General features: G+C 50.9%; 11 protein-coding genes. All 11 read right to left on the bottom strand.

The window, feature by feature from the left end; all coding sequences use genetic code 11:
* A partial coding sequence (locus EFO84_RS03270) for an FG-GAP-like repeat-containing protein (RefSeq protein WP_205701931.1) occupies positions 1-4953 on the bottom strand: 4953 nt, incomplete at its 3' end.
* Between the two features lie 553 nt (positions 4954-5506).
* Positions 5507-6394 carry a DUF4097 family beta strand repeat-containing protein gene (locus EFO84_RS03265; RefSeq protein WP_164742366.1) on the bottom strand — a complete coding sequence of 296 codons (888 nt, stop codon included), beginning with the start codon at positions 6392-6394 and terminating at the stop codon, positions 5507-5509.
* 15 nt (positions 6395-6409) lie between these two features.
* The gene (locus EFO84_RS03260; protein ID WP_127346641.1) at positions 6410-6940 is read right to left on the bottom strand and encodes a hypothetical protein; all 531 of its coding nucleotides are present in this window, start codon (positions 6938-6940) and stop codon (positions 6410-6412) included.
* Positions 6933-7496, bottom strand: a complete 564-nt coding sequence (locus tag EFO84_RS03255; protein WP_205701930.1) for an RNA polymerase sigma factor — start codon at positions 7494-7496, stop codon at positions 6933-6935. Before EFO84_RS03255 ends, EFO84_RS03260 begins: the two co-directional genes overlap by 8 nt.
* A gap of 149 nt (positions 7497-7645) precedes the next feature.
* Positions 7646-8098: a 50S ribosomal protein L9 gene (gene rplI, locus EFO84_RS03250; protein ID WP_127346640.1), complete on the bottom strand. Its 453-nt coding sequence runs from the start codon at positions 8096-8098 to the stop codon at positions 7646-7648.
* Between the two features lie 42 nt (positions 8099-8140).
* A complete protein-coding gene (gene rpsR, locus EFO84_RS03245) occupies positions 8141-8368 on the bottom strand; it encodes a 30S ribosomal protein S18 (protein WP_006956988.1) in 228 nt (75 codons plus the stop codon).
* A gap of 10 nt (positions 8369-8378) precedes the next feature.
* Positions 8379-8690: a primosomal replication protein N gene (priB, locus tag EFO84_RS03240; protein ID WP_240642636.1), complete on the bottom strand. Its 312-nt coding sequence runs from the start codon at positions 8688-8690 to the stop codon at positions 8379-8381.
* 26 nt (positions 8691-8716) lie between these two features.
* Positions 8717-9088: a 30S ribosomal protein S6 gene (rpsF, locus tag EFO84_RS03235; RefSeq protein ID WP_127346638.1), complete on the bottom strand. Its 372-nt coding sequence runs from the start codon at positions 9086-9088 to the stop codon at positions 8717-8719.
* Between the two features lie 136 nt (positions 9089-9224).
* Entirely contained in the window at positions 9225-9686 is a 462-nt protein-coding gene (locus EFO84_RS03230; RefSeq protein WP_127346637.1) for a hypothetical protein, read from the bottom strand.
* Positions 9676-10437 carry a 23S rRNA (guanosine(2251)-2'-O)-methyltransferase RlmB gene (gene rlmB / locus EFO84_RS03225; protein WP_127346636.1) on the bottom strand — a complete coding sequence of 254 codons (762 nt, stop codon included), beginning with the start codon at positions 10435-10437 and terminating at the stop codon, positions 9676-9678. Before rlmB ends, EFO84_RS03230 begins: the two co-directional genes overlap by 11 nt.
* Positions 10434-12827 (bottom strand): ribonuclease R, encoded by a 2394-nt coding sequence (rnr, locus tag EFO84_RS03220; protein WP_127346635.1) that lies wholly within the window; start codon positions 12825-12827, stop codon positions 10434-10436. Before rnr ends, rlmB begins: the two co-directional genes overlap by 4 nt.
* Positions 12828-12844 lie beyond the last annotated feature (17 nt).

Below are 12844 nucleotides of genomic sequence, written 5' to 3'. Positions count from 1 at the left end.
GCCATTAAGCGCGTCTTGGGTGCGGATAAGAGTGCCATCCCCGCCATGTGTACGGCTCATAAAGAGCGTGATCCCATCGTTCGCTTCAACCGTTGTAGTGTGCCCACTGTAGATGTAGTCAGTCGTCAGCCAGCCGCCTTCAGCTCGATCGGTTTCCTTGCGGGTCACACGCCCTAGTGCATCAAAAGCAACAAAGGTTGTTCCCTCGGTACTGCCAATACTGTGCGAAGGAACCGACTCAAAGGTTCTATTTCCGCGCGCATTGTAGTCGACCCAGCGATAGACCGTCGGTCCGCCAAAGCCGGTCACAGCCGTCATGCGCTCGCGATTCAGCAAATCGTAAAACACCTTATGCAGCTGACTGCCTTCTTGCTGGGTAAAGCGATAGTACGCAGCGGCTGAGCTTTCACAGCTATAGGCACAGGATATAAGGCCTGTTTCTATCGTTCTTCCGCCAGGGACGCTCTGGCTGGTCATGCGCCCGAATGGATCATAGGTAAAACTGACCGTCGTACCGTTGGCGTTGGCTTCAGTGAGGGGCTGGCCATGCTCTACAGAGGTTGAGCGGTTACTGACATGACCTTTATCATTGGTCACTGTTGTAACAAAATAACCATCACTGCTGTAGCCAAAGCTTGTGGTGCGGGCCAGGTCGCTACCACTGCCCGAACCAACTTGTGTGGTGCTGTTCGGCAGACCGTAACTATTGAGTACGTGGCTCACCTGATGTGTTTTGGTCGTATCACTTGCTGATATCGTCACTTGCGTCGGTTTGCGATGCGTAATGCCCTCACTGTCGTAGCTATAAACTGTTGTGGTTGTTCGCGCCGCATCGGTTCCTGATAGGATGTTAGCAGCAACCGTTGTGTTGCGGCTAATGGTTTGAGTCGTTTTGGCCTGAGTGCTTAGCTTATGCGGCCACCAGGAGCTGCCACTTGTGTAGGTGCTATCAAACGCTGCTATGACGGTCGTCTGAACTTCATGAAAACCATTATCAGTCACCATCGTGACTTTTTTGACGTTACCAAAGCTATCTACGTCCGCAGCGGCAATGGTGGTTATTTTTTTATTGAGCTCGGTTGTGCGACTGTTTAAGTCAAACAGCCGTTCGGTTTGTAAGGATGGGTAGACCCATTTAACCGATGCATTCGCTGTATTTTTAACGTCGTAAATATAGGAGCTCTCGGCAAGCGGTTGTGTACACAGGTTGCCATCACTGACAAGGCAGGTCCGAACGGATTCCAGTTTTCCCGCGAACGGGAATATTTGATGAAAAGTACTCACCGCGCGGTTGCCGCGCGCCTTATCATCCACGATGATTTGACGAAATCCCTGGAAGCCCCGGCCAGCACTGTTGTAAACCGCCTCACGGTAGTTGTACTCGGTTGCATTAAGACTACCGATGCCATTAGACTCCAGTGTATCGCTAACAACATACATCGATGAGGTGAAATAAAAATGCTCACGGTTCAAATCGTCGGTCACATAGCGTGCATTATCTGGGCCAAACCCGGGAACCGAATAGAAGGCTCCGCCAGCGCGACTTGCTAACGGGCGCGACAGAGGGCTGTAGTGCCACTGATAGGTATGTCCGAGACCGTTGATGACTTCACTGGTGGTATCGACAAGTTTGCCGGCGTTCATGCCGATCGTCGCATCGTTGAGTTGCTCGTAGTAACCACCAGCGACAGATGAGCTTGATGAGGTATGGCTGACCCCAAGTGTAGCCATGTAATAGTTCATACCCGCCACCGTCATATGCTCGCCAAAACCTGCGCTCTGCGAGTAGCTGGCCATTACTGTATAAGCAAAATCGTTAAACCCATCATTGTTAACATCGGCAATATTAAGGCCAGACGTATAATTGCCATACAAGTCGACAAATGACAGCATCGGCGCCTGCACAACATTACTGACAATTCGACTCACCCCAAGGCCGGATGATGTCTGCGCGATATCAATAACACTCCAGTTAAAGCGACGAATGTCATAACGACCAAAGTCAATGTCGATTTCCATACCAGGATGGCTATAAAGCTCTGCCTTAAGGGCGTGCATCGCATCGTTACATACAATTAGCCCATAAGGCTCAAAGCTGCCACTGGAGTTCGGATTGCCGATAAACTCAACGCAGACATCATCGTTGCTACTAGTGGCAACGATAAGCTCATCAGCGCCATCACTGTCGATATCAGCGATACGAAGTCCTTTGCCCCATATCGGCTGAATACGCATATAGTGGTAGCCGGCTTCGTCCATGGTTAAATGCTCATGAATACCAAGCCCCGAACCGATTCGGACTTCGGTACCAAAGGTCCGGTTTCCTTTATTTTCACGAACAGCCCAATCGAAGACCCCCGATACTTTTACCGGGCGAACAAAGTCGACCAAGCCATCCCCATTCACATCCGCAAAGCTATGCGCGTTATAAAAGTTATTGGCTGGTAACCCAAGTTGCGTGGCACTGTAGGGTGTTCCAACCTGATAGGTGCCGGTCGTTGTTACCGTGCCAAAAGCGACATCAATCACATTACTCTGTACGCCATTTTGCCACGTTAAAACAATATCCATGACGCCATCGCCATCAACATCCATAAAGCTTGGGCTTTGGCGCTTGGTGCCATTGAAATAGTACGTATTCAGTGTCAATAAGGAGTGTGGCCCGGTAAACTCCGGATTGCCGCTCGTCACACCTAAATTACGGAAATAGTACAGCACATTATTGGTATCGGCGTAGACCACGTCCTGATGCCCATCACCGGTCACGTCAACGAGTTGTAGTGTATTTCCGACAAAAGCAGGCGAGGTTATAAAGGATTGTGGTACGGTTAAATTCGTACTGATAAGCGGCAGCGGCTGAAGGTTTTCATCAAACTGATACAGCGATACATTGCCGCTACCATCAACGATAAAAAAGTCGGTCACGCCATCACTATTTAAATCCCCACTGTCATAGTGATAGATCCCGTTACCAATATCGGTGGCATCATCAAGGCCATCGTACGCCAGCGAATAAGCGCCGGTTGAAGGGTTTTGATAGTACACCTGAACATTAAATCCGGTTAGCTGGTCATTCGCATCAAACTGCGCGTGCATATAGAGAGCTTCAGGCACACCGTCCCCATTAAGATCCTTTTGTATAACGCGATCTAAACCAGCCGTATTTCCATTGGGGGTCACCGCCCGATGACTGGAGCTACTTGAATCAGTCGCTTGCCAGGTCATTGGCACATCATGGGGATAAAACTGCGTCGCTGGTAGACAGTAACCATCCGCACACTCCGTCACCGAGGTGAGTAATGACCGGCTGGTATGAGCGCTCACGCTGTAATTTAGCCGGTATTCGCGCACGGGTGTGCCGCTAACTGAAGTTTCAACAGATTTAAGCCGTTTGGTGCTTTGGGACAGCCCGCCACCAAGCCAACTACGGGAGGTGTCAGGCCTGCTCTCGTAGAAAAAGCTGACTTTACGGGTGCCAGGGGTCGCGTTATAGCCCGTGTACAGAATCTCGTGTAATAGGTGCTCACCGGCAACTAAACTTGAATAACGGTATTCGATGGTATTTCCGGATGCGTCCTGCTCCTGGGCAATTGCCCAGCGTGCGATAATAGTGCTGCCCGAGGGGAACTGACGTGAGTCCGTTGTGGTTCCATAATATCCCGTTTTATTATTCGGATAGTGCACTGCGAACGACGAAGAGCTGTTCAGGCTGCCGGATTGTGTCACTTTCGCGAAAGTATCCTGCTCGGTTCGGTATACGGCGCCCGATTGACCGTAGATGCCGCTCACCAGCATCAATCGCTGTCCGTCAAGGCAGAGTTTGTCGCTCACTTTGAGGTTTGCCGCAAGGCGATAGCCATCTTGCGCGACAGTCGCTGCACAGCGGTGAATGGCTGATGTTGCAGATAAACCCCAACCCACCCCAGCAATTCCGTTGCCACTACGTGATGAGTAATTGAGTGCAACCGATGGCGTCATTCCGCTTCTGCCCGGCGGAACCGCTATCGGTAAATGATAGCTGGCTGCACCGCCAGAAACACTTGGCGCGCCCTGGACTGCGCCGATTTCAGGATCATGAGACAGACCGCTTACCGCTCCTGAGAAATCATCCGAAACGTTACCGCCGGTTTGTGCCCATGGCGCTGGCAACTGCGCATGCACACTATTTGATACCCGCGGTGTATCACTACATTTCTTGCTGCCATTAGGCAGGGTATTGCATGCAATAACCCGGTGCGTCCAGTTTCCGCTTTGATCCACCGTGACATGGGTCGAGGTGCCGGTCGCGTTTACCCAAGCTGACCAAGCCCCGGATTCATGGCGGTTTGAGATCTGGTAGCTATCGGCGTAAGACGATGTACTTGCAGTCCAGCTCACCTGGTAAGTTGATTGCGATGTTTCAACAGGCGCGGTTACCTCAGAAGGCGCCGGCGGCGTTGGGTGTACAACGGTTACGGTATAGGAGGCTCCATAAGCACTACAGCCGGAGGTATGACAGGCCCGTACTCGGTAATCCCAATCCCCGTCAGCACGACCAGAGACCGCGTTTGAAAGACCGGTGCCCGAATAGATTTCAGCCCAGCTCTGGTATGTGGTTGAGCCATACGCTTTAAAGCGCTCTTCTAGTTTATAGGTGACGGAGGGAGTGGATGATGAGCCCCAGGAAATCGTATAGGCCCCATCGCTATCGACAGAAGCAGGTCCTGAAATCGAGCTTGGCGTGCCAACAGTAAGGGTAACGGTAACTGTATTACTCAGGCTGCTGCTGGTTCCGCAAATTGGAACGCCCTGATTTAGATTACAGCCTCTGACCTGATACTGGTACGAACCATTAGATTTATCGGTAAAGTTATAGCTAGTTAGTGTCGGAGAGACGGTGAGTGTTTGCGTAAGTACACCACTCTTAAATTCCTTTAACTCATATCCCCAGGCATTGAATCCACTGGTGACCATATTTGCGGCCGCAGACCATGATACCGTAAAGTTACCGTCAGTGCTGGTCGAGGGCGAAGCGGATATTGAACTCACAGGGCCTGGTTGCACTACTGGCTCACAGCTCATACTTGCTGTCGATGTTTCGGACATCATCAGCATCGGCTCATCACAGCCTGTTTGTGCAGAAGTGGGCGACGAAACCAGAGCAAGTGCCGAAGCCAGAAAAAGAATACATCCTTGTAGAGTTTTCAGCGGTTATCTTCCTGAATTTTAGGTCTGTTTCTGAAAACTAAAGCAAATAACCATGAAAGTAAACATAAAATAACAATATATTAATGTAATAAATTTCTGCTTGGGTTAAATAAAAAAGACCATGGAAGTAATCGAGAACATGAACTGCATTGGTAAGAACTGAATTTACAACTTTACTCTCAACTATCTCAGCGCTCATCGAATAACGGCTTTCAGACCTAATATTTTACAGTCTCGAAAAAATCCGAGTCGCTAACCGACTCGGATTTTTTATGACACCCCCCGAACTTGCCGAGAGTCACTTCTTAGTTGTTTGATTTTAATTATCTATTTTTATATCGCCGCTAATGGTGTTGACGCGCACACGGGCGGTGCCGTCGCCAACTTTGGTATGCAACTGTTCGCCGGGACCGTACTGTGGCTTAACCACTGGCTGATTGTTCAAGCCATTATGAATGGTCCCAGACGCATTTGCTTGCAAACTCAAATCAGCATGTACTTCACCTTTAAGTTTCACCGCGATATCACCACTGACCGCGTTAGCCGTTAAGGTTGCTTGGCGGTTGAGTTGCAGTTCTACTTCGATATCGCCGCTGACGGTGTTGGTCGCCAGCCGATTAACTGCTGCCAAACGCCCTTCAATGTCGCCAGAAACCGTTTCAAGGGTCACATCGTCACTACTACTTTGCACCTTGATGTCACCGCTGGTACTTTTATAACTTACTTGTGGACTGGTGTTGTCGCGATCATCAATGTCACCCGACACAGTCTCAACCCGCACCGCGCCACTCAGCCGATTCAGTTTGATATCACCACTCACCGTACTGACCCACGTTGCACCACTTAGTTGGCTGACCGATACATCCATCGAGATACCGCGCACTTCGACTGAAGCCCCACGTGGCAACTGAATCTCCAAGTCCGAGCCATCGTCATCGTTGTAATTCCCACGTTTAGGCATCACCACTTTCACCGTCAAAGTGTTGCCGTCTAGCGCCACAATAAAGTCTTCCGCATGCTTATCCACTTCACCACGAATAGCCGCTTTGGTGCCGTCAACGCCGCGTATTTGCACCTTACCTCGCATATTCTCCACCACCACCCGCACATCGGCCGGAACATCCAGGCTATGCGGTAAGCTTTGTTTGGCACTCACCCAAGGTGAAAAAAGCAGTAATGCCGCTACGATAAATTTATAGTTTTTCACGTCAATCTCCATTAATTACACATCGTACCAAGTGACACTGCGTTGATAACTATCGCGCAGCAATTGCAATTCTTGTTGATGCAGCCACTGCAACATCTCCCACAGTGCCTGATTATTTGGGTCGCGACGCAATTGGCTCGCGACTTCTTCAGCCGCTTGCTGTAACTGCGCAACCTCGGTGTCCACAACAGCACCGGCTGGGTTATAACCCACCTGCTGAAAACTTCCTCGTACCAGCTCGCGTTGCTGCTGTTGATGGTTCTCGAGGGTGCTCAATAGCACCAGCAGTTGATTCGTCGGTTCGGCGGTACGCGTATAGTGGTTAGCACTGAATACGGTCACCGCGACCACTAATACTGCGGCGGTACCGACCAACCAGTGCCACCATGCTGGTGCGCGCGGGCTTTGACTGTCAGTTTGGCGCTGTTCAATGAGCCGTTGTTGCAGCGCCGGCCAACCATCTTGTTGCGGTTGATAGCTAGTGGGTTGGCGCTGCTGCGCCTGCAACAGTGCATCTAAACGCGGAGTTGTCGATGGTTCAGTCATGTTCAAGCCACTCCTCTAACTGCTGACGAGCGTGATGCAAATGCGCCTTACTGGTGCCCTCAGCGATACCTAATTCAGCAGCAATTTGCTGATGTGATTGCCCTTCGAGACAGTGCAACACGAATACCCAACGCATTTGCATCGGCAGCCGTGCCGCTAACTGATCCAGTAGCGTCAAATCAACTGGGCTGTCACTTACTTGTTGCTGCAACTGCTGGCAACTCTCACTATCCACCATGCTGATGTGCGAAGGCCGCTGCCGACGTAAATACTGAATCGCAAAGCGCGTGGCAACGGTATGCAGCCAAGTGCTGAACTTACTGTCGCCACGAAACTGCCCAAGCCGCTGCCACACATGCACAAATAGCTCTTGAGTGAGGTCCTGCGCCATGGCGAAGTCAGCCGACATCCGCAGCATTAAGGTGTAAATACGCCGCTCATGCTGTCGATACAACCATTCGAATGCCTGCACGTCACCCGCAGCCGCGCGGCCAATGGTTACCCATTCGTGTTGCTGTTGCACTGCACTGTCGGCAATCGTATCGGTGTCGAGCACTAGGAAATTCCCAAGCAAATCGTGATTTATTCTGTCTGTAGCTTTAAGAGCAGATTAGCATTAGCAAGGTTTAGTTGGTGGGATAAAAAAAGCCGAGTCATCTCTGACTCGGCTTTTTAGCACATGACTGTCGTTATTGTAGAGGCTGATTAGTCAGCAGCTACAACCTGTACGGTGACAGTTGCAAATACGTCTGAATGCAAATGCAATTCAACGCTGTATTCGCCAACTTCACGTAAGGTGCCATTTGGTAACAAGACTTCGCTCTTCTTCACCGCAACGCCAGCCGCAGTTACTGCGTCAGCGATGTCACGGGTACCGATAGAACCGAACAACTTACCTTCGTCACCTGCTTTAGAGGTGATTACAACGGCTGCTAGAGCGTTGACTTGCTCAGCACGTTGTTGAGCAGCTGCCAAATCAGCAGCTAATTTAGCTTCTAATTCAGCACGACGCTCTTCGAATTTAGAGACGTTCGCCGCAGTAGCAGGCACAGCCTTGCCTTGCGGGAATAAAAAGTTACGGGCGTAACCAGACTTAACTTCAACTTGGTCACCCAAGCTGCCTAAGTTGGCGACTTTGTCTAACAAAATAATTTGCATTGTTCGCTACCTCTGATGGTCGAAATCGTTCGTCGCGCCAGCTTACTGATGTGAATCAGTATATGGCAGCAATGACAAGTAACGTGCACGTTTGATGGCACGCGCCAACTGCCGTTGATACTTGGCTGAAGTGCCAGTAATACGGCTAGGAACGATTTTGCCACTCTCAGTGATGTAGTTCTTCAGAGTAGCGATATCTTTGTAATCAATTTCTTTAACGCCTTCTGCCTTGAAACGGCAGAACTTACGGCGACGGAAAAAACGAGCCATGATGGTCTCCTCAAATCTTCACAAGTTGCTGGGCATGCAGTACTAATTTTGCCAGTCCGTTTGAATCTTCGTGCCGATTCAAAAAGCCGCTTACTTGCACTGCGCTACCAACGGTTAATTCAGTATCCCAACGGTTTACATCGTCGCCACTAAGCACTACGGCTATGCGCACATAACTGCGCCGCGGTAGTCCTGCTTCTAACTGCTCTGAACTATGTTCAACAATCAAATGCAGGTGACGAATGCCGGCTGGACTGCGAGTCAATCGGGGCGGTTTGATAACATGTCCGCTTAATACCAATTGATTGTGCAATGTCGCCACGTCGGGTTTATCTCGCACGCCGAAGCTTACGCTTCTTCGCTCTCTTCCTGCTCGTCGTAACGTGACTCAGCTTTACGCTCGTCTTTACGGCTCATAGGTGACGCTTCAGTCACTGCATCTTTTTGACGCATGATCATGTTGCGCAGAACGGCGTCGTTATAACGGAAAGCAGTTTCCAGCTCTTCGATAACTTCGTTTGACGCTTCGATGTTCATCAACACGTAGTGTGCTTTATGCAACTTGTTGATTGGGTATGCCAATTGACGACGGCCCCAGTCTTCCAAACGATGGATGGTACCGTTACCGGCTTTGATCGTTTCGCTGTAGCGCTCGATCATACCTGGTACTTGCTCGCTCTGGTCCGGGTGGACCATGAATACGATTTCATAATTGCGCATTTCTGCTCCTTATGGTTCATAGCTGCTATCGGCTCAGTCGCACCGTGAACAGCAAGGAACGCTTTGGGTGTTTAGTTAACTACCTAAGACTGATTTAAGCCGCGGGAGTATATAAGAAATAACCGCCTAGAACAAGTTATTCGGCGGTTTCTGTTGCGCTAGTGAGTAATTGCGTGGCGATTTTGACATATTGCTCGGGCAGCAAGCCGGCTACGTCGGTTTTACCTTCAATAGCGAAGCGCTTTAGCTCACCTTGGTGCGGAGCTTGTAACTCACCTTCAAGCCGTAATTGGTCGGGCTGCTGACTGCTGTCCACGAACACTTGCAAAGTTAGCTGCCAGACATGCGGCTCTGGCTGTTTAGCCAGCCGCCATTCATGGCGTTGCGACAAGCGCTGCTGTAAATCATCGCGCACATTGAGCACCAGCGCATCGCTGTCGCTGGCGGTGTTATCGACAATCCATAACAGCGGCTTGTGGCTACGTTGCTCGGCATCCATGTCGCCAGTGGGCAACCAGGCAAGCATCAGCAGTAACATCAACGCGCCCACAATCATTAATGGCCGCGCGCGCAGCAATGGGTTATTTTTAAACGCCATGCGCACTGGTTCCGAGGCGTTGCCGCACCACTTCGTAGAGACACACGGCAGTGGCTACTGACACATTTAAACTGCTAACGGTGCCTAGCAGTGGAATGTTGATTAATTGGTCACAGGTTTCACGGGTTAAACGGCGCATGCCGTCCCCTTCTGCACCCATGACAATAGCCACAGGGCCAGTATAATCAACCGCGTACAAATTATCGGTCGCTTCACCGGCGGTGCCTATTATCCACACCTGCAATTCCTGCAACTCGCGTAATGCGCGGGCTAAATTAGTCACCTGCACCAAGGGTACGGTTTCAGCAGCACCACTGGCCACTTTGCGCACGATGGGGGTAATCGATGCCGATTTATCTCTCGGCACAATGACTGCAGTCACCCCAGTAGCATCGGCGGTGCGTAAACAGGCGCCTAAGTTATGCGGGTCGGTGACGCCATCGAGCACCAAAAACAATGCTTTCTTGCCCGCTGCCGCGACTAAATCGGGTAAATCGTGTTCGCTCAGTGCCGCCGCTTCTAATGCGGTGATCACCACGCCTTGATGATTACCTTCTTCGGCACGTTTATCTAAGCTGGCTTTGGGCACAAACTGGGCTTTAATGCCAAGTTGCTGGGCTTGCTGAATCAATTCTTGCAGCGGCTTATCTTGGCGCTCGCGAGTGGCATAAAATTCTACCAAACGCTCTGGATGCTGAGCCATCAGGGCACGCACTGAATGCAGCCCAAAAATTGTGATCTTCTTACTCATTTTCTTTTTCCACGACCTTTCTTGGAGGCTGATTTCGGACCCGGTTTAGCGCTGGATTTTGCGCCTGACTTTGTGCCGGATTTTGTGCCGGAATTGGCGGATGGCTTCGGCCCTGACTTGCGTGAGCCTTTGTCTTTTTTATCTGCACGGCCGCTATCAAAACGGCGCGGTGGCATTGGCTCAACGCGGCGAGTAACTCCCGCTGGACTCTCAGACGATAACAGCGTCAGGTCAATCTTACGTTCATCCAGATCCACTGAGCGCACGCGAACACGCACTTTGTCGCCGAGACGATAAACCTTGCGGCTATTTTCACCAATCAGTAAGTGCCGTTCGTTGTCGTAGTGATAGTAGTCGTTATCGAGGTGGCTGATATGCACCAAACCATCAATCTGCATGTCGTCAAGGCGAATAAACAAGCCAAAACTAGTGACCGATGAAATCACTCCCGAGAACTCGCTGCCCACATGATCTTGCATATATTCGCACTTGAGCCATTCATCCACTTGACGGGTGGCATCATCAGCACGGCGTTCGGTCATCGAGCAATGCTCACCGAGTTGGTCTAGCTGTTCATCGGGATACATCCACGCCCCAGTGAGGGCCGGTGAACTGCCCTGCTGTTTTTTCAGTAGCGCTTTAATGGCACGATGCAGCACTAAGTCGGCGTAACGGCGAATCGGCGAGGTAAAGTGCGCATATTGCTCTAACGCTAAGCCAAAGTGGCCGGCGTTATCAGGGCTGTAGACCGCTTGCTGCATGGACCGCAGCAACATAGTTTGAATCAGCTCAGCATCAGGCCGATCGGCGATTTGTTCAAGCACGTTGCTGTAATCACGCGGGCTCGGCTCGTCACCGCCAGTCATCACCAAGCCCAGTTCGGCCAGGAACGTGCGGAAACTTTTGAGTCGCTCGCTGGATGGTGCTTCGTGAATACGAAACAGCGCGCCCGCCTCTGGGTTGGATTCAATCAGCCGTGCGGTGGCTACGTTGGCCATGATCATACATTCTTCAATGATGGTATGGGCGACGTTGCGACGTACCGGTTCAATGCGCTCAATCTTGCGTTGCGCATTGAAAATAAAACGCGTTTCTAACGTTTCGAATTCAATTGCAGCGCGAGCTCGGCGGGCCTTTTTCAGCACTTTATAGAGGCTATGAAGGGTTTCGATGTTACCGAGTACCGGCTCATAGTCTTGGCGTAATTTCGGATCGCCAGCCAAAATGGCGGCAACTTTGGTGTAGGTCATACGCGCTTTAGAATTCATCACTGCTGGGTAGAACTTCGCCTCGCCCAGCTTGCCGCTCTTACTGAGTGACATTTCTGCCACCATACACAAACGGTCAACATGCGGGTTCAGTGAGCACAAGCCGTTCGATAACTTCTCGGGCAGCATCGGCACCACGAAATTCGGAAAATATACCGAGTTCCCGCGTTCTAACGCATCTTTGTCTAAAGCCGTATTGGGTTTCACATAATAGCTGACATCGGCAATAGCCACCCATAAGCGCCAACCATCACCTTCGGCTTCGGCATACACGGCATCGTCAAAGTCGCGTGAGTCCTCACCATCAATAGTAATCAGCGGAAGCTCGCGTAGATCCACGCGGCCCTCATACGCCTCGGCCGGAACCTCTTCGGCAAGAGTTGCTACTTCAGCTTCGGTCGCCGCCGACCAGTTAGTCGGTATATCGTGTTCACGAATAGCGATTTCGATTTCCATGCCCGGCGCTAAATGCTCACCTAATACTTCGACAATTTCACCAATCGGCGAGGTACGATGGCTCGGACGCTTAGTCACTCGGGCCACCACAATCTGACCGTGGCGCGCATCTTTTTTGGCATGCTCAGGGATCAAAATATCCTGATTAATGCGGCTGTCGTCAGGCACCACAATGCCGAGGTCATGCTCAATAAAGTAACGCCCAACAATATCGCTTTGCTGCGGTTCAATCACCCGTACCACACGCGCTTCGCGACGGCCTTTGGCATCTTTTGCGGTTTCTTGCGCCAGCACGATATCGCCATGCAATACGCTATACATCTGATGGTGCGGGATAAATAAGTCGGCACCGCCGTCTTCAGGTTTACAAAAACCGAAGCCGTCGCGGTGACCAATAATGCGGCCCTTAATTAGGCTCATGCGGTCTGGCAGACCATAGGCATTGGCTTTGGTGAATACCAGCTGACCATCGCGCTCCATAGCGCGCAGGCGGCGTTTCACCCCAATGTGCTGACGTTCATCGGTCAGCTGGAAGCGTTCGACAATTTCTTCAAACGAGGTTGGTTTTAAGCGCGCTTTCACGGCTTCAAGTAGTTGCTCACGCGATGGGATCTCAACCTCGTATTCAGGTTGATCAGACGCGTTGTTAGCGGTTGTTTCGCTCATAATTCTCCAAACATAAA

This window comes from Pseudidiomarina mangrovi (assembly GCF_003999375.1).
In the GTDB taxonomy this organism is placed as follows: domain Bacteria; phylum Pseudomonadota; class Gammaproteobacteria; order Enterobacterales; family Alteromonadaceae; genus Pseudidiomarina; species Pseudidiomarina mangrovi.
Note: the sequence above shows the minus strand (reverse complement) of the source record. Positions and strands in the feature narration are given on the sequence as shown.